The organism is Streptomyces sp. NBC_01410, from assembly GCF_045040195.1.
Classification (GTDB): Bacteria; Actinomycetota; Actinomycetes; order Streptomycetales; family Streptomycetaceae; genus Streptomyces.
In genome coordinates, this window is record NZ_CP109530.1 from 4,704,532 (window position 1) to 4,721,487 (window position 16,956).

Genomic DNA, 16,956 nt, shown 5'->3' on the forward strand with positions numbered 1-16,956 from the left:
AGAGCCCCTTGCGCTATTGCGCCAGGGGCTTCGTCTATTCCGGGGCAACCGGTCCGAAGACTCAGGCACGGCTCAGGCCCCCTGACCTTGGTCTTGCCCCGCCCGGAAGGGGTGTACGCCTGTGCCCGCACTTGTGCTGCTCGGTGCTCAGTGGGGTGACGAGGGCAAGGGAAAGGCCACCGACCTCCTCGGTGGATCCGTCGATTATGTGGTGCGCTATCAGGGCGGCAACAACGCCGGCCACACGGTTGTCGTGGGCGACCAGAAGTATGCGCTGCATCTCCTCCCTTCCGGAATCCTCTCGCCGGGATGTACCCCGGTCATTGGCAACGGCGTCGTTGTGGACCCGGCGGTTCTGCTCTCCGAGCTGAGCGGGCTGAACGACCGCGGCGTCGACACGTCCAAGCTCCTGATCAGCGGTAACGCGCATCTGATCACTCCGTACAACGTCACCCTCGACAAGGTGACGGAACGGTTCCTCGGTAAGCGGAAGATCGGCACGACCGGCCGCGGCATCGGCCCGACCTACGCCGACAAGATCAACCGCGTCGGCATCCGCGTCCAGGACCTCTACGACGAGTCGATCCTGGAGCAGAAGGTCGAGGCGGCGCTGGAGTCCAAGAACCAGCTGCTCGCCAAGGTCTACAACCGGCGCGCGATCGAGGCCGGGAAGATCGTCGAGGAGATGCTCCAGTACGCGGAGCAGATCAAGCCGTACGTCGCCGACACGACGCTGATCCTCAACAACGCCATCGACGAGGGCAAGGTCGTCCTCTTCGAGGGCGGCCAGGGCACGCTGCTCGACGTCGACCACGGCACGTACCCCTTCGTCACCTCCTCGAACCCGACCGCGGGCGGCGCCTGCACGGGCGCGGGCGTGGGTCCGACGAAGATCAGCCGGGTCATCGGCATCCTCAAGGCGTACACCACGCGCGTCGGCGCGGGTCCCTTCCCGACGGAGCTCTTCGACGACGACGGCGAGGCGCTGCGCCGCATCGGGCACGAGCGCGGTGTGACGACCGGCCGTGACCGCCGCTGCGGCTGGTTCGACGCGGTCATCGCGCGGTACGCGACCCGGGTCAACGGCCTGACCGACTTCTTCCTCACCAAGCTGGACGTCCTGACCGGCTGGGAGCAGATCCCGGTGTGTGTCGCGTACGAGATCGACGGCAAGCGGGTCGAGGAGCTGCCGTACTCCCAGACCGACTTCCACCACGCGAAGCCGGTGTACGAGTACCTGCCGGGCTGGTCCGAGGACATCACGAAGGCGAAGACCTTCGACGACCTGCCGAAGAACGCGCAGGACTATGTGAAGGCGCTGGAGGAGTTGTCGGGCGCGCCGATCTCGGCGATCGGTGTGGGCCCCGGCCGTACCGAGACGATTGAGATCAACTCGTTCCTGTAGCAGGGATACCGACAAGGGGCGCCCCGGATGGTGCGGGGCGCCCCTTGTCGTCCCTCGGCGTTGTGCCAGGTCACCTTCGTGGTGAACGGCCTGGCGCTCTCGGCGAGTTCCTCGGTGCGACCCACGCACGCCGGCGTGGAGCGCGTCGGCCGGATAACGATGGGGGCACCTGCGCAGGGCTGTGTCACCGGCACCTCGTAGGCTCCCGCCCATGAGCGACGGGGAATCCGGCAGACGGGTCATCGACGGGCGCTTCGAGCTGGAGGCACGGCTCGGTGGCGGCGGTATGGGCATGGTGTGGCGAGCGCGCGATCTGGCGCTGGACCGCGCCGTGGCCCTCAAGGAGGTGCGGCCGCCCGATCCCGGGCTCGCCGAGCACGACCCCGAGGCCGCGGCGATGCTGCGGGAGAGAGTGCTGCGGGAGGCGCGGGCGCTCGCCCGGGTCAACCATCCCCACGTGGTGACCATCCACCACATTGTGGACGGCGCCGAGCACACCTATCCGTGGCTCGTCATGGAGCTGGTCACCGGCGGATCGCTCCAGGACCGGCTGAACAAGGGGCCGATGACGCCGGTCGAGGCGGCCACGATGGGGCGCGACGTGCTGGCCGCACTGCGGGCCGCGCACGACGTCGGCATCCAGCACCGTGACGTGAAACCCGCCAATGTCCTGATGCGGCCCGACGGGCGCCCCGTCCTCACCGACTTCGGCATCGCGGCGATCCGGGAAACTACCTCGCTGACCATGACCGGGTCGATCATCGGCACGCCCGACTACATGGCGCCCGAGCGTATCTCCGGCGACGACGGCGGCCCGGGCTCGGACCTGTGGTCACTGGCGATGATGCTGTACGTCGCCGTCGAGGGGAACCATCCGCTGCGCAGGGGGACGACGCTGGCGACCTTGGCCGCCGTGCTCAAGGAGGAGCTTCCGCCTCCTCGCCGGGCGGGTGCGCTGGCAGGGGTATTGGCCGCCGTTCTCGTCAAGGACCCGGCCGCGCGGCCGGACCCTGAGACCGTCGACCGGATGCTCGCGGAGGCGGCTCAGGGTGAGGCAAGCACACCGAGCGGGACCGTGGGGACCACGTCGTACCGGCTGACGCCCCCGCCGGGACCGGCGACCGCGCCGCCCGCACCGGCGACCCCGCTGCCAGGGCCGGCGACCCCGCCGCCCGCACCGCCCGGGTTCGGGCCGCCGATGGGCTTCGGACCCGCTACTCCGCATGATGCCGTGCCCGGCCCCATGGGGCCGCCGACCCCCTACCCGATGGGTCCTACAGGGCAGACACCGCCCCGGACGGGCACCCGTGCGAAGCGCCGGATCGCGATCGCGTCGTCCGTCGCCGGGACCGTGCTGGCCGGCGTCCTGGTGTGGTCCCTGCTGCCGGACGGCGGCGGGCGGGGCGACAACACGGGCTCACTGGGTGACTCCTCGCCCAGCAGCTCGCGGACCCCGACACCGACCTCGACATCCTCCGCATCGCCGGAGGAGTCGGAGCCGGAGAAGACGGAGAAGGCCGACCTGCTCACGCCCGTCGGCATCCGGATGGCGATCAAGGAGATCAAGGAGAAGACAGGCACCAACAGGGCGGGTGACTTCACCGTCTACCCGGAGCACATCTCCGTGTCCGTCATGGTCAAGGGGAGCGACAAGCGCTACGACAGCTGGACCTACCGCGTCGGCGAGGGGGCGACCAAGGGCATCATCAGCAGCACGCTCATGGGCGGCGAACTCCCGTTCAGCCTGGACGAATTCGACTGGGACGTCGTCCCTGCTCTGCTGGCCAGGGCCGAGAAGGACCTGAACGTGAAGAATCCGACCTCACGCTACCTGATCGTCAACGGGCGCAACGAAACGTTCCACACGCCGCCGAACCTCGCCGTCTACCTGGCCGACGACTACGAAAGCGCCTACCTCGAGGCCGACCCCAAGGGCAAGGTGACCCGGGTCATGCCGGCCGAGGGAGGCTGACCTGTCCTCTTCCCGCACGTCGACCCACTCTGCGTTCTTGCAGACCCGTTCTTACGGACGCCGGTACTCGCGCGGCGAGTTGCCGGTGTCGAGGAAGGTGCGGGTCAGTGTGCTGCCGCTCACCGTCAGGACCGAAGACCCGGCCGCCGCGCAGTCGCCGCTCAGGACCCGGGAAGGACCGATCACGACGCGGTCCCCCGCCGAGAACAGCTCGGCGTCCGACGTACAGGTCGCGCCGTCCGTCGTCGTGGTGAAGGTGACGACGCTGCTGCCCACGGCGCCCTGTTTGACGGTCAGCCGCTGCGCACCCTTCGAGCCGCTCAGCGACCGCTCCCACGAGCCCAGGAAGCTTCCCGGGACCCGGTCGGAGCCCGCCCTGCGCAGTGTCGAGGTCCGGCCACCGCTCGCCGTCCACGCGAGGGTGCCGTCGGAGCGCGCTGCCAGGGTCTGCTCGCCGATGGCGGAACACTTTCCGGCGGGCGTGCTCGCGGTGACTCCGGTGTCGATACGGATCGAACCGCCGCCTGCCGCAAGCAGCTTGCCGGTGCCCTTGCACAGATAGCTCTCGCCCACGCTGATGCTCGCGACGACCGTGTCGCCGACCGTGCCGGGGGAGAGGGTGATCCGGCGCTCCGACCCGGTGTCGGCACCGTCGCGGTAGACGCTGCCGGTCCAGGACCCGGCATACGCGGCCGGCAGCGCGGCCGGTCCGGCGGGCTTCCCCGGCGCTCCCGGCTTCTTGCCCGCCGGGTTCTTGGCCGCAGGGTCCTTGGCATCCGCGCTCGCGCCGCTCCCGCTCCCGGGCTCGGACGAGGACAGCGACTCCTTGCCCTTGCCCTGACCGGCCGCGCCAGGCCCTGGGGTGGTCGGCCCGCCGCCGCCTCCCGGTCGGCTGCTCACCGTGTCTTCGTCTCCGCGCAGGAGCGTGACGGCGGTGAAGGACGCGCCCAGCAGCGCTGCCACGGCGACACCGGCGATCGCGACAGTGCGCCGGGAGCGCTTGCGCGCCTGGGTGCCGGTACCGGTGGTGGCGGGTGCGTCGGCGCTCGTGAGGTGGGCCTGTACCCAGGGGCCGTAGGGGGCTCCGGGCACGGGGGTTGCGGGCACGGGGGTTGCGGGCACGGGAGTTGCGGGTGCGCCGCTTGGGGTTCCGGGTGCCGGGGCGGCGGCGTACGCCGGTGGGTTCGCGGCGGCGCCCCTCGACGGCGTATCGGCGTCGAGCAGCGACACCGCGTGCTGCCCGAGCTGTGCGATCAGAGCCGCGGGCAGCCAGGGCGCGGCCGGATCGGCAGGACGCGTGCGCTCCACGATCTGCTCCGGCGTCGGTCGCTGTGCCGGGTCCTTGGCCAGACAGTCCGCGATCAGCTGCCGCAACTCCCCGTCCACACCGCTGAGATCGGGCTCCTCGCTCACGATGCGGAACATGACCGCGTGGATCCCGGTGTCCGAACGCCCGAACGGCAGCCGCCCGGTCGCCGCGTACGCCAGCACCGAGCCCAGCGAGAAGACGTCGCCCGCGGGACCGACCCGCTCGCCCTGGATCTGCTCGGGCGACATGTAGCCCGGCGACCCCACCACCACGCCGGTCTGCGTCAGTTCGTCGGAGGCGTTCTCCAGCGCGCGGGCGATGCCGAAGTCGATGACCCGGGGACCGGCGATGGTGACCAGGACATTGGACGGCTTCAGATCCCGGTGCACGAGACCGGCTCCGTGCACACTCCGCAGCGCGCCGGCCAGCCCGTACGCCAGTGTCCGCACCGACTCCTGAGGCAGCGGCCTCTCCCGTACGACCTGCAGCAGCGAGGGTCCGGCGACATACCCGGTCGCCACCCACGGCTCCGCCGCCTCGGTGTCCGCGTCCAGCACGGGCGCGGTCCACTCCCCGCCGACCCGGCGTGCGGCTGCGACCTCCTGCCGGAAGCGGTGACGGAACTCCGGCTGCCCGGCGAGCTCGGCCTTGATGAGCTTGACGGCGACCGTGCGGCCGCCCGCGGAACGTGCCAGGTAGACCCGGCCCATACCGCCCTCGCCGAGGCGGCCGAGCAGACTGTACTCACCTATGGAGGGCGGATCCTGGGGCGCGAGCTGTTCCATGCGCGAAAGCGTACGAGGTCGCCCCTCCCGGTAGATCCGCAGCCCCTTGGGCGACGGCTGTTCGTCCCCAAGTCACCATGGAATGCAGACTGTTCACTGCGATCAGGGCCCGTCAGACTGGAGTGGCGTCAACGGATTGCGTAGCCGGCGAGTGCGGGTTCGAGCTGGTCGAAGACGTGGGCGGCCTCAGTTGCGAGGGTGGCTGCGATCTCGTCGTTGTCGTGGTCGGCGAGGGTGAGTTCCTGGATGCGGGTGAACAGGAGGCGGTGGGCGGCGGCGAGTTGGGCGGCGGCGGCGCGGGGGGTGATGTCGTCGGGGCCGGCGTCGGTGGCGGTGGCGAGAGCGCGGGCGAGGGCGTGTTCGCGCAGGTCGTGGAGGTCGCGCAGGCGGGCGGTGAGAGTGGGGCTGTCGGCGATCATGCCGGAGAAAGCCGCTCCGGCGAAGCCCGCGACCGGGTCGCGTGCTTCGAGCGCGGCATCGAAGGCGCCGCGCAGGGCGGCGAGGGCGGATACGCCGTCGGCGCGTTCCGCGACGGCGACGGCGAGGCTGTTGCCGAACACCTCCTGGTGGTCGAGGGCGAGGTCTTCCTTGCGGGCGAAGTAGTTGGTGACCGTCTTCTTTGCCACGCGGGCAGCGATGGCGATCTCGGCGACGGTCGTCGCCTCGAAACCCTGCTGCATGAACAGGCGGGTGGCGTGGTCGGAGATCAGCTGCCTGGTCTCCAGCTTCTTGGCCTCGCGGAGGCCTGTGGGTTCAGCACTCATGAGGCAACTTTACCATCGGAGTAAGTTTTTTCTTGACGAACCTTCACCCTCTATGTAAGTTTACCTTCGTCGTAAGTTTTCACCTGTGCGACAGTCCACTCCCCGCTTTCACAAACGGAGCTCCTCATCAACATCACCGCCTCCACCGTGTCCCTGACCGTCGACGACGTCGCCGCCTCCAGCGACTTCTTCACCACCCACTTCGGCTACAAGCAGGTCATGGCGGCGGACGGCTTCGCCTCACTCGCGCGCGAGGACGCGGCCGTCGACCTGGTGCTGCTCCAGCGCGGCATCGAGGTTCTGCCCCCGGAGCAGCGCGACCAGCGCGCATCCGGCCTGATCGTGGCGTTCACCGTCATCGGCATCGCCGAACACGAGGAGCGCCTGCGGCAGGCCGGCGCGCCCATCACCATGCCGCTGCGTGAAGAGCCGTGGGGCGAGCGGCTCTTCCAGGTCACCGACCCCAACGGAGTCGTCGTCCAGCTCGTCGAGTGGACGGCCCCGGTCGGCGACTGACCCGGCGAATCGCGCAAGCAGGCCCTTTGAAGCGAGGCGGAGCGTCTCGCCACCGTTGATTGGAGAACCGCATGGCCCCCAGCACCGCAGCCGCCGACCGCGTCTGGTTCATCACCGGCGCATCCAGCGGCCTGGGACTCGCCTTCACCCGGGCGGCCCTGGACGCCGGCGATCGCGTCGTCGGCGCCGCCCGCCGGACCGAGACGCTGACCGCGCTCGCCGCCGAGCATCCCGGCCGGCTGGTCGCCCTGCCCCTGGACGTCACGGATCGCGCCGCGGTCTTCGCGGCGGTGGAGCAGGCCGCCGCCGCCTTCGGCCGACTGGACGTCATCGTCAACAACGCGGGCATCATGGGCATCGGCGCCGTCGAGGAGTTCACCGAGAACGATGCCCGGGCGTTGGTGGAGACCAACTTCTTCGGCGCGCTCTGGGTCACCCAGGCCGTACTGCCGTACCTCCGGCGGCAGTCAGCGGGCCACCTCGTGCAGATCTCCAGCGTCGGCGGGGTCATCGGCTACGCCACCAGCGGCCTGTACAGCGCGAGCAAGTGGGCGCTCGAAGGGATGACCGAGGCCCTGGCGCAGGAGGTCGCGCCGTTCGGCGTCAAGGTGAGCATCGTCGAACCCGGCGGCTACACCACAGGCCTCTACACCGCCATGCGCACCCAGCCCGCCCACGAGGCGTACGCCCCGCTGCACTCCGCCCTCGCCGAGATGTGGCAGGACGCCGAGGACGCCGATCCGGCCGATGCGGCCAAGGCCTTGCTGGCACTGGTCGACAGCGATGAGCCGCCCCTGCGGCTGATCCTCGGCGGCGCGATGTACGACGTCGTCCAGGAGAGCGTCGACCGGCGGAAGGAGGTCTGGGCGAGCTGGGAGGGCGTCAGCCGCGCCGCCGGGTGAACGGGCCGATGCGGGCCGGGGCGTCGGCGAGCAGGTCGTCCACTTGGGGAACCTTGCCCGGCGCCGCGGCGCCCCGGCCGCCGTCAGCCCTCGCCGCAGATCCGCAGCCCCTTGGGCGTCGCGCACGGCAGATGGCCGTGCGTGCGGATGACGTCCTGCCCGTTCCCCCGGCTCATGTAGCCGAGGAAGCTGGAGGCCAGTGAGTCCGCCGGCGGCTGGCCGTAGGTGTACGCGTACTCGATCTCCCGGTACGGGTACTTGCTCTCGCCGATGTCGTCCACCGACGGCGGATCCCCGTCGATGTCCAGCCGGTGCAGCCCCTTCAGCCCGGCTCCGGCGCGCAGTTCGCTGTAGCCGATCGCTCCCGGCAGCCGCGCCACGGTGGCCAGCACCTGTTCCGTACTGTCGAGTTCGCAGCGCAGGACCTTCGCCTCGCCGTCGTCCTTGCTCTCGCAGTCGCGCGAGGAGTTCGCGGGCTCGTTGCGCAGCAGCACCCGGCGCTGGAACACCTCGCGCGTACCGGAGTTGGCGTCCCTGCTGACCAGCAGTACGGGCAGAGCCGGCCCGCCCAGTTGCTTCCAGTTGGTGATCTCGCCGCGGTAGAGCCTGCGGATGTCGCCGGTCGACAGATTCCGCGCGGGCACCTTGTCGTTGACGACGAGCGCGAAGACGGAGACGGCGACACGGTCCTCGCGCAGCTGCGGGTAGCCGCCGGGCTTGGGCCCGTCGGCGAGGGCGATCAGCGCGGGGGAGCCCTTCGTGGACTGCGCGCCCGCCTCCGCGAGCGCCCTTATCCCCGCGGTGCTGCCGTGCGCGTCGACGATGACGGTCGAGCCTTCGCAGTCCCTCTCGTACTTCTTCGCCAGCTCCTTCACGACGGGCGCGAAGGCGGTCGAACCGGTCAGCCTCAGCGTGCCCTTGGCGCAGCCGATCGGGGGCCGGGTGTCGTCCCGTACGACGATGATCGTGGCGAGCGTGACCACGCAGACGGTCAGCAGCACGGTGATCCAGCGGGCTGCCCGGCTGAACAGCGGGGCCTTGTCGTCGGGCGTCGTGCTGCGGTTGGGCATCACATCGCCGTCGCGGATACCGCCGGTGACCCTGACCTCGCAGCCGATCGGGCCGCCGGTGAGGAGCACCAGCAGCTTGAAGTGCTGGCCGCGGTTGAGCGGGACCCGCGGCAGATGGATCGTGCTGCCGGAGTGGCGCATGCCCGCGGCCGGGGTGAAGTGGTCCATCAGATACTCGGCGCCCGGCGGCTGGGTGACGGCGATGGCCCGTACGGTCCGGTCGGTGAACTCGGCGGTCAGGCCATGGACTTCACGTCCGGTGTAGTCGTCGTTGGCGATGCTCTGCGAGCCGTCGTTCTCGATGCGCAGGAGGACGAGCGTGGCGTCGGACATCTCCGGAGCCTCATTGAAGAGCCCGAGCCGGAAGTTGGGCCGCCCGGCGCGTACGTCGCTGCCGATGGGGGTGTCCAGCTGGACGCGATACCCGATGCGCTTGCGCCGCGGCACCCGGCGCTCGTACCAGAGCACGGCCACGGAGGCCAGGATGCCGAGCACGGCGGTGAGCACGGCCACGACGTTCTCGGCACTGAGCCACTCCACGGGGTCTTCTCCTCGTCGTCTGCTCGCACGCATGGCGGGGCGGCCACCGTAAGAGGTGGGCGGGGGGAGGGGGAGGGGTTTGAGGGGGCCGACGCCGGATGTTCGCCGGGGGTTCAGCGGGGCGGGTGCCGTCACCCTGAGGGGTGAACCGTGCCGAAGGCCGGGGCGGCGCAACTTCCGTGCAGGCATAGTCACTTGGCACACGCCCCGATCGGCAGAACCCCCGAGGAACGGAGTCCCGTGACCGCCACACTCGAACGCCCGGAGACGGTATACCGTCGGTATACTGTGATCATGGCTGACACCACGATCAAGGTCGACCCCGCCGTCCGTGACCGTCTGCTGGAGCTTGCTCGCGAGCGCGGGATTACCATGCGCGACCTGGTCGCGGAGCTCGCGGGTGCCACGCCCACCAGGGAAGAGCTCCAGAAGCAGTACGAGGAGACCAAGGCCTACGTCGAGGAGCACTTCCTCGGCAGGCCCTACACGGCAGAGGACGAGAAGGCCGGCGAGCAGCTCTGGGCCGACCTGGAGGCCGGGCGCATCGGGGAGGTCCAGTGAAGAAGGACCAGTACCCGCTGCCGCGCGCGATCGTCTTCGACGACACCGCGGCCCTCGCGCTCGGCGCGGGCAACAGCATGGCCTCGCGCCTCGTCACCGAGGCCGAGAAGAACCCCGCACAGCGCGTCTACATCCCCGCGCTGTGCCTGACGGCCGCGGAGGCCGAACGCGCGGGCGTGGCCGAGCACATCGGGGCGCTGCCGTCCGTGGACATCGCGGCGCTCGACTTCGCCGGTGCGATGGCCGTCGGCAAGCAACTGCGCGCCGACGCGGGCACGGACGACCCGGAGAAGACGGAGAACGACTGGAGCGGGGCGCACGCGCTGCACCTGGCGCGCCCGTCCGTCGAATGGCCGCGCGGCCGCCCGGTGCTGACCCGGACACCGTCGCGGTACCGGGGCACGGGCATCCGGACGATCAGGATCGTCGAGTAGTACGGCGCGCGGGGCCCGGCTCGCACCCGGGCCCCGCTGCCTATGCGACGCCGGTGACGAAGGACGACCAGGCGTCGGGGGTGACCGTGAAGGTGGGGCCGTCCGGGAGCTTGGAGTCGCGGACGTGGACGGCCTCGGGGCAGGCGGCGACCTCGACGCATTCGCCGCCGCTGGAGTCGCTGTACGAGGACTTGCGCCAGTCGAAGGCCACCTCGATGCAGTCGCCGCCGCTGGGGTTGCTGTAGCTGGACTTGAACCACCGCAGGGTGTCGCTCATTGCTGGTCTCCTGCCAACCGCTCGATGAGGCCCAGCGATTCACGAGGACCCAGGGCCTGTGCCCGGATCTTCGCATACCGCTGTGTGTATGTACTCACCTTTGCGGGTTCCTTGATCAACAATGCTTCCTCCTGGGGCTCCAGGTAGACCAGGTGATCGTGTTCTGGGGTCTCCACCAGGTTCATCTCGCCATACGCGCCTGCGTGTTCGCCCGTGAGCCCGCAGTCCAGCGGCAGCACCTGCAGCGTCACGTTACGCCGCCGCGCGCACTCCGCAAGGTGCCGCATCTGGCCACGCATGACCTCCTCGCTGCCGATCGTCCGCCTCAGTACGGACTCCTCCAGGATCAGCTCGATCAGCGCCACCGGCTCCCGCTCGAAGAGCGCCCGCCGGACCATCCGCACCTCGACCAGCTCCTCCACCCGCTCCTCGGAGAGCGGCGGATAGCCTCCGCCGATGAGCGCCTGCGCGTACTCCTCCGTCTGGAACAGGCCGTGCACGACGAGCGTCGCGTAGAGCGACAACCCCAATGCCCGCTGCTCCAGCAGCGCGTAGTCCTTGAACTGCGCCGGGTACTTGTCCAGCCGTACGTACTCCCGCGCCTGCTCGAAGATGCCCATCCCGTCCCCGAGCACCCGCTCAAGCTCCACGAGCATCTCGTCGCTGGCGGGCTGCGCACACGTCTCCATCGCGCTCACCGCCGCCGCCGAGAAGCCGAGTTCGCTCCCTAATTGCTCCTGCGTCAACCCCTTCCGTGCACGCATCTTGCGGGCGATATCCGCTACCAGGCGGGTCGCCGAACCGGCCGTTTCCTTGTTTTCCGCTCGTGCCATGTGCGATCACCAATCGACTCAACCGGACTCAACCGGTCACCACCAGTCCCCGCCGAATTCGACCCGTCTACAAGACAGTTCGCGCAGGTCAACCCCTTTGCGACGCCCTCCGCAAGCCCATGGAAAACGCTAGCCGAGGTCACAGAGACTGTCCTTGTGGATACGCAAAGTCGCCAACTGAACCTCGATTGGATTCCGGCTTCCGGATTCCAGCTACGTAAGGCGGGCGTGCAATTCGACGCCGTCCGCGTCGACGACGAAGACGGCCGCAGTCTCGCCGATCTGATGGAGCGGATGACCGGCGGGGACCCCGGCCCTGTCGTCATAGAGGCGTACGGGCGGCGGTCGGTCTACTTCCTCGTACCGGCGGGGAGTACATCCCACCGCCCCTGGCCGCGCGGAGTGACCCGTCTCAACTCGGGACCGGCCCACGTGAGTTACGTACCCATCCCCGCCCTGCGCGGCCGAACCTGGCCGCTCTCATGGCGGTTCCCGCCCACCGGGGACCGCTTCGTGCACCCCCTCCTGCTGCGCAGCGCCGCATCGGCGCTGCTCGGCTGATCAGCCCGACTTCGTGTACGTGAGCGGCGCCCCGCCCGAGCCCACCAGTTCGCGGACGATCGTCGTGTCGTCCGGCATGTCCAGGCGGCTCCACTGGCCCGGTGCGCACTGCTTCGGGTCGCCCGATGTGACCTGGGTCGGGCCGAGTTCGAGGGGCGGGCCCGGGGCTCGGAGGGTGGCGGACCAGGTGCAGTCGTAGTTCGGGCCGGTGCCCGACAGGGTCATGACCTGGGTGCCCGTCGTGCCCTGGGTGATCGTCATGGTGCGGGTGTTGTTGCCGTCCGCCGTGGCGAAGGATGCCTGCCAGGTGCCGACGTATTCCGCGGGGACGCCGCTGTCCTGGGTGCCGGGCGAGGTCGGGGGCCGGGAGGAACCGGCGGGCGTGGACGGCTTGTTCGTGCCGGGGGTCGTCGGCTCGGAGGTCGTGGGGCCCGGCTTGGCGTCCGCCGGGGACTTCTTGCCGTCGTCGCCCATGAGCGCGTACACCGATCCGCCCGCGGCCACCGCGACCAGCAGGGCGACCGCGATCAGGGCGATCGTGCCGCCCTTCTTGCGAGGCGGGGGCGGGGTCGGGGGCGCGTAGGGGGCGGGCATCGGCTGGTACGGCACCGGCGGGGCGTGCGTGACCGGGACCGCCGCGTGCGGGTAGCCGTAGGCGGGCAGTGGCGGGGGCGCTGTGGGCAGCGGAGTCGGGCCGGGCGGCTTGGGGGCGGGCGCGGTCATCGTCGGCGGCTGGACCGGCGCCGCAGCCTGCGGCTGTTCCACCTCCAGCAACTGGACCGCATGGCGGCCGAGTTGGGCGATCAGCGCGCCCGGCAGCCAGGGCTCGGCGGTCGCGTCGGAGGTGGTGAGCTCCAGGATCCTCTCGATCGTCGGGCGCGCCTCGGGGTCCTTGTGCAGGCAGTCCCGTACGAGGCCGGCCAGGCTCTCCGGAAGGCCCTCCAGGTCCGGTTCCTCTTGCGCGATACGGAACATCAGCGCGTGCACCCCGCTGTCCGCCGAACCGAACGGCATCCTGCCCGTCGCCGCGTACGCGAGAACCGAGCCGAGGCAGAAGATGTCGCAGGCGGGCGTGACGCGGTCGCCGCGTATCTGCTCGGGAGCCATGAAGCCGGGCGAGCCGACGAGCGCGCCGGTGCGGGTCAGACCGCCGTCGGTGACGGTCTCCAGGGCGCGGGCTATGCCGAAGTCGATGACGCGGGGGCCGTCGATGGTGACGAGGATGTTCGACGGCTTGAGGTCGCGGTGGATGAGGCCGGCGGCGTGGATGTTGCGCAGGGCGTGCGCGAGGCCGGAGGCGAGGATACGGACGGAACGCTCGGGCAGGGGGCCGTGGTCGCCGGAGACGACGGTGTGCAGGGCGGGTCCGGCGATGTAGCCCGTGGCGACCCAGGGCACGGGCGCCTCGGTGTCGGCGTCGAGCACGGGCGCCGTCCACTCGCCGCCGACGCGCAGAGCGGCCCGTACTTCCTGGCGGAAGCGGTTTCGGAACTCCTCCTGCTCGGCGAGCTCATGGCGTACGAGCTTGACGGCGACGGTGCGGCCGCGGTCGTTGCGGGCGAGGTATACCTGCCCCATGCCGCCCGCGCCGAGGCGGGCCAGGAGTCGGTACTCGCCGATGTGCCGTGGATCTGCTGGTGCCAGAGGCTCCATCGCCGTGCGCCCTTCCCCCGTACCGCTTCGCTGCCGACGGACCGAGGATAGTGCGCGCCGAACCGGGGCTTACAGATCAGGATCCGGCGGGAGCGGCCCGAGGCTGTCCATGGCCTTGGAGAGCTGGCCCAGGATCCGTGCGGTCTCGGCGAACTGCTCGGGTCCCAGCGCCTCGGCGAGACGGGCGGCAAGCGCCGCGTGGCCGGGGTCGATCCGGGTGATCGCGGCGCGGCCGTCGTCGGTGGGGCGCAGGAGTTTGGCCCGGCGGTGGGCGGGGTTGGCTTCGTACGCCGCGAGGCCCCGCTCGACGAGCAGATCGGCGATCCGCTGCACGCTCTGGCGCGTGATGCCCATGGCGCGGGCGATCCCGGCGACGGGCAGCGGCTCGTGCAGTACGGCTCCGAGGACCTGCCACCAGGCCGCGGTCAGCCCGGCGGGCTTCGCCAACTCCTCCGAGACGGCGAGGAATTGGCCGTTCAGCCGGAAGACGCCGAGGGCTGTGCGGCTGAGCAGGTCCTGTTCCTCACGGCTCATGAGTTGAGGACCGCGAAGGCGGAGGCGTCCGAGTCGTGGAACAGCCGGTACCAGGCGTCCAGCTTCTCGCCCTCGTACACACCGAGCCTGGCGAAGACCTCGCGGGCGAACGCGACGGGTTCGGTGGGGCCCGCGGTGATCAGATCGCGGTCGGTGACGGCGTCGGCCTCGCGGTAGTGGTCGCCGCCCTTGTAACCGGTGGCGCCGAGGTAGAAGGAGACGGCGCTGGTGTGATCGCGGTCGTCGAGCAGCCCCTCGCGGGCGAGCCCGGCGGTGGCACCGCAGATGGCGGCCACGGGGACACCGGCATCGAGGAAGGCGCGCGCCTTGGCGGCGAAGGGGGCGAGGTCGTCGCCCGCGTCCCACAGGTGTGCGCCGGTGAGGATGAGCAGGGCGCTGTCCTCGGGGTCGAGCTCGCCGAGGGCGAGATCGGGCTGGATGCGGACGCCGCCCATGGTGGTGACGGGGCCGGTGGTGGGGCCGACGGTGCGGACGGTGAAGCCGTTCTGGGTGAGGTGCGCGGTGGTGTGGCCGGTTTCCCAGTCGGCGAAGGTGTCATAGACGGCGAGATGAACGGTACGGGTGCTCATGGTGGCCCTCCTGCTCTCGATGACAGCAGCCTGTCATGTCGACAGCCTGCTGTCAATGGGCTCCGGGTCGGACCGGGCCGCGGACGCGACACAGTGCCCAGGAACAGCGCCACGGCCATACACCGTGGCCATGTCCCTCCCCAGCGGCCCCTCCTTACGCTTGCCCGCATGACCCCTCATCCCGACCCCCAGGCCGGCGCAGCCGTGAAGGCCGCAGACCGTGCGCATGTGTTCCACTCCTGGTCCGCCCAGGGCCTGATCGACCCGCTCGCCGTCGCCGGTGCCGAGGGTTCGTACTTCTGGGACTACGACGGGAACCGCTACCTCGACTTCACCAGCGGCCTCGTCTACACCAACATCGGCCACCAGCACCCCAAGGTCGTCGCCGCGATCCAGGAGCAGGCCGGCAGGCTCACCACCTTCGCGCCCGCGTTCGCCGTCGAGGCCCGTTCCGAGGCCGCACGCCTCATCGCCGAGCGGACCCCTGGCGACCTCGACAAGATCTTCTTCACCAACGGCGGCGCCGAGGCCGTGGAGAACGCCATCCGGATGGCCCGGCTGCACACGGGCCGCCCGAAGGTCCTCAGCGCCTACCGCTCGTACCACGGCGGTACGGCGACCGCGATCAACCTCACCGGGGACCCGCGCCGCTGGGCCTCCGACAACGGCACCTCCGGTGTCGTGCACTTCTGGGGGCCGTTCCTCTACCGGTCGCCGTTCTACTCCGAGACCGAGGAGCAGGAGTGCGCCCGCGCCCTCCAGCACCTCGAGGACACGATCGCCTTCGAGGGCCCGGCGACGATCGCCGCGATCATCCTGGAGACCATCCCGGGGACCGCGGGCATCATGACGCCTCCGCCCGGCTATCTCGCGGGCGTACGCGAGATCTGCGACCGGTACGGGATCGTCTTCGTGCTCGACGAGGTGATGGCCGGATTCGGCCGCACCGGCGAATGGTTCGCGGCCGACCACTTCGGTGTCGTACCCGACCTGCTGACCTTCGCCAAGGGCGTCAACTCGGGCTACGTACCGCTCGGCGGTGTCGCCATCTCCGCCGAGATAGCCGCGACCTTCGAGACCCGCCCCTACCCCGGCGGTCTCACCTACTCCGGGCACCCGCTCGCCTGCGCCGCCGCCGTCGCCACGATCAACGTGATGGCGGAGGAGAAGGTCGTCGAACAGGCCGCCCACATCGGCGCGACCGTCCTCGGCCCGGGCCTGCGCGAACTCGCCGAGCGGCACCCGAGTGTCGGCGAGGTGCGCGGTACGGGTGTCTTCTGGGCGCTCGATCTCGTACGGAACAAGGAGACGCGCGAGCCGCTGGTGCCGTACAACGCGACCGGCGCGGCGAACGCCCCGATGGCCGCGTTCGCGGCCGCGTGCAAGTCCCATGGCCTGTGGCCGTTCGTGAACATGAACCGCACGCACGCGGTGCCGCCGTGCAACATCTCCGAGGCGGAGGCGAAGGAGGGCCTGGCGGCGCTGGACGCGGCGCTGTCGGTCGCGGACGAGCACACGGCGTAAGACCCGGGGGCTCCGCCCCCGGACCCCCGCGCCTCAAACTCCCCCAGACTTCGTCCGGGGGGACCCGCACGGGGCTAAATTATTCAGCCCGTCCGGCGTTTGAGGACATGCGGCCGGAGGTCGCATTCGGGGGTCTGGGGGCTTGCCCCCAGTTCGGGATGGGGGTACCTCCCACGGCCGCCAGGCCGTAGGGGGAGGGCGGGTAGGGGAACAGCCCCGCCGCAGGCGGTCTCACCCCCGCCCCGCCTCCACCTCCAAGAACCGCCTCTTCCGCGCCCCCCGGTACATCAGCGCCTCCCACCCCATCGCCCCCAGCGCCGCCGCGCACCGAGCCAGCCCCGGCTCCTCCTCCTGCGCCGCACCCGTGCCCCGCGGACCCAGCCAGTCCACGCACACCATCCCGGCCCTGTCCGACGCGCGTACGCGATAGCCCGTCGCCGTCCTCGCCCCCGACGCGTCCACGGCCGAGGGCTCAATGCCCGCCGCCTCCAGGACGAGAGCGACCGCGCGCACCATCCGGTTGAGCTCCCACGCCGCCGGTGCCGTGTTCGTCAGGCGCCGGATCTGGAGCAGGCCGTCCAGCGCGGCGCGCACCTCCGCGGCCCGTACTTCCGCGGCCCGTGCGGTGAGATCGAGCCGCGGACCGTCACCCGTCGCCGCCTCGAAGACGTCTGTCATGTCAGAATCCCCTGTCCGCACCCGGTTCGTGACGTCTGGCCTATCGTG

17 protein-coding genes are annotated in these 16,956 nt (G+C 70.5%); 8 read left to right on the plus strand and 9 right to left on the minus strand.

Features of this window, described 5'->3' with window-relative positions; translation table 11 throughout:
- Positions 1-121 precede the first annotated feature (121 nt).
- Both OG741_RS21590 and OG741_RS21595 read left to right on the plus strand, forming a co-directional pair.
- A complete protein-coding gene (locus OG741_RS21590; RefSeq protein WP_405600275.1) occupies positions 122-1,405 on the plus strand; it encodes an adenylosuccinate synthase in 1,284 nt (427 codons plus the stop codon).
- A 211-nt stretch (positions 1,406-1,616) separates the two neighbouring features.
- On the plus strand, positions 1,617-3,377 hold the full coding sequence (locus OG741_RS21595) for a serine/threonine-protein kinase (RefSeq protein WP_405600278.1): 1,761 nt from the start codon (positions 1,617-1,619) through the stop codon (positions 3,375-3,377).
- A 51-nt stretch (positions 3,378-3,428) separates the two neighbouring features.
- Here the strand turns inward: OG741_RS21595 and OG741_RS21600 are convergent, their stop codons facing one another.
- Complete coding sequence (locus OG741_RS21600; RefSeq protein ID WP_405600280.1) at positions 3,429-5,471, minus strand: protein kinase domain-containing protein; 2,043 nt, start codon at positions 5,469-5,471, stop codon at positions 3,429-3,431.
- 128 nt (positions 5,472-5,599) lie between these two features.
- Positions 5,600-6,235: a TetR/AcrR family transcriptional regulator gene (locus OG741_RS21605; RefSeq protein ID WP_405600282.1), complete on the minus strand. Its 636-nt coding sequence runs from the start codon at positions 6,233-6,235 to the stop codon at positions 5,600-5,602.
- A gap of 126 nt (positions 6,236-6,361) precedes the next feature.
- Here OG741_RS21605 and OG741_RS21610 point away from each other — a divergent pair, with 126 nt between their 5' ends.
- Together OG741_RS21610 and OG741_RS21615 are read left to right on the plus strand one after the other, a co-directional pair.
- Positions 6,362-6,751, plus strand: coding sequence for a VOC family protein (locus OG741_RS21610; protein WP_405605697.1), 390 nt, complete (start codon positions 6,362-6,364; stop codon positions 6,749-6,751).
- Positions 6,752-6,822: 71 nt separating this feature from the next.
- Positions 6,823-7,653, plus strand: coding sequence for an SDR family NAD(P)-dependent oxidoreductase (locus OG741_RS21615; RefSeq protein ID WP_405600284.1), 831 nt, complete (start codon positions 6,823-6,825; stop codon positions 7,651-7,653).
- Between the two features lie 83 nt (positions 7,654-7,736).
- Here OG741_RS21615 and OG741_RS21620 read toward each other — a convergent pair whose 3' ends face one another.
- On the minus strand, positions 7,737-9,263 hold the full coding sequence (locus tag OG741_RS21620; protein WP_405600287.1) for a substrate-binding domain-containing protein: 1,527 nt from the start codon (positions 9,261-9,263) through the stop codon (positions 7,737-7,739).
- Between the two features lie 294 nt (positions 9,264-9,557).
- On the opposite strand from OG741_RS21620, the gene OG741_RS21625 reads away from it, so the two are divergent.
- The gene (locus OG741_RS21625; RefSeq protein ID WP_405600288.1) at positions 9,558-9,824 is read left to right on the plus strand and encodes a hypothetical protein; all 267 of its coding nucleotides are present in this window, start codon (positions 9,558-9,560) and stop codon (positions 9,822-9,824) included.
- Positions 9,821-10,258 (plus strand): hypothetical protein, encoded by a 438-nt coding sequence (locus OG741_RS21630; protein WP_405600291.1) that lies wholly within the window; start codon positions 9,821-9,823, stop codon positions 10,256-10,258. The genes OG741_RS21625 and OG741_RS21630 overlap by 4 nt, the downstream gene beginning before the upstream one ends.
- A 40-nt stretch (positions 10,259-10,298) precedes the next feature.
- Here OG741_RS21630 and OG741_RS21635 read toward each other — a convergent pair whose 3' ends face one another.
- Both OG741_RS21635 and OG741_RS21640 read right to left on the minus strand, forming a co-directional pair.
- On the minus strand, positions 10,299-10,535 hold the full coding sequence (locus tag OG741_RS21635; RefSeq protein ID WP_405600294.1) for a DUF397 domain-containing protein: 237 nt from the start codon (positions 10,533-10,535) through the stop codon (positions 10,299-10,301).
- Positions 10,532-11,368 (minus strand): Scr1 family TA system antitoxin-like transcriptional regulator, encoded by an 837-nt coding sequence (locus tag OG741_RS21640; protein ID WP_405600297.1) that lies wholly within the window; start codon positions 11,366-11,368, stop codon positions 10,532-10,534. Before OG741_RS21640 ends, OG741_RS21635 begins: the two co-directional genes overlap by 4 nt.
- Before the next feature lie 177 nt (positions 11,369-11,545).
- Here OG741_RS21640 and OG741_RS21645 point away from each other — a divergent pair, with 177 nt between their 5' ends.
- Positions 11,546-11,929: a hypothetical protein gene (locus OG741_RS21645; RefSeq protein WP_405605699.1), complete on the plus strand. Its 384-nt coding sequence runs from the start codon at positions 11,546-11,548 to the stop codon at positions 11,927-11,929.
- Here OG741_RS21645 and OG741_RS21650 read toward each other — a convergent pair whose 3' ends face one another.
- From OG741_RS21650 to OG741_RS21660, 3 genes are all read right to left on the minus strand, one after another.
- Positions 11,930-13,582 (minus strand): serine/threonine-protein kinase, encoded by a 1,653-nt coding sequence (locus OG741_RS21650; RefSeq protein ID WP_405600300.1) that lies wholly within the window; start codon positions 13,580-13,582, stop codon positions 11,930-11,932.
- Between the two features lie 69 nt (positions 13,583-13,651).
- Entirely contained in the window at positions 13,652-14,116 is a 465-nt protein-coding gene (locus OG741_RS21655; RefSeq protein WP_405600303.1) for a MarR family winged helix-turn-helix transcriptional regulator, read from the minus strand.
- On the minus strand, positions 14,113-14,706 hold the full coding sequence (locus OG741_RS21660; protein ID WP_405600305.1) for a type 1 glutamine amidotransferase family protein: 594 nt from the start codon (positions 14,704-14,706) through the stop codon (positions 14,113-14,115). The genes OG741_RS21655 and OG741_RS21660 overlap by 4 nt, the downstream gene beginning before the upstream one ends.
- A 168-nt stretch (positions 14,707-14,874) precedes the next feature.
- On the opposite strand from OG741_RS21660, the gene OG741_RS21665 reads away from it, so the two are divergent.
- Entirely contained in the window at positions 14,875-16,230 is a 1,356-nt protein-coding gene (locus OG741_RS21665; protein WP_266479974.1) for an aspartate aminotransferase family protein, read from the plus strand.
- A gap of 231 nt (positions 16,231-16,461) precedes the next feature.
- On the opposite strand, the gene OG741_RS21670 is transcribed toward OG741_RS21665, so the two are convergent.
- Positions 16,462-16,908, minus strand: a complete 447-nt coding sequence (locus tag OG741_RS21670) for a hypothetical protein (RefSeq protein ID WP_405600308.1) — start codon at positions 16,906-16,908, stop codon at positions 16,462-16,464.
- Positions 16,909-16,956 lie beyond the last annotated feature (48 nt).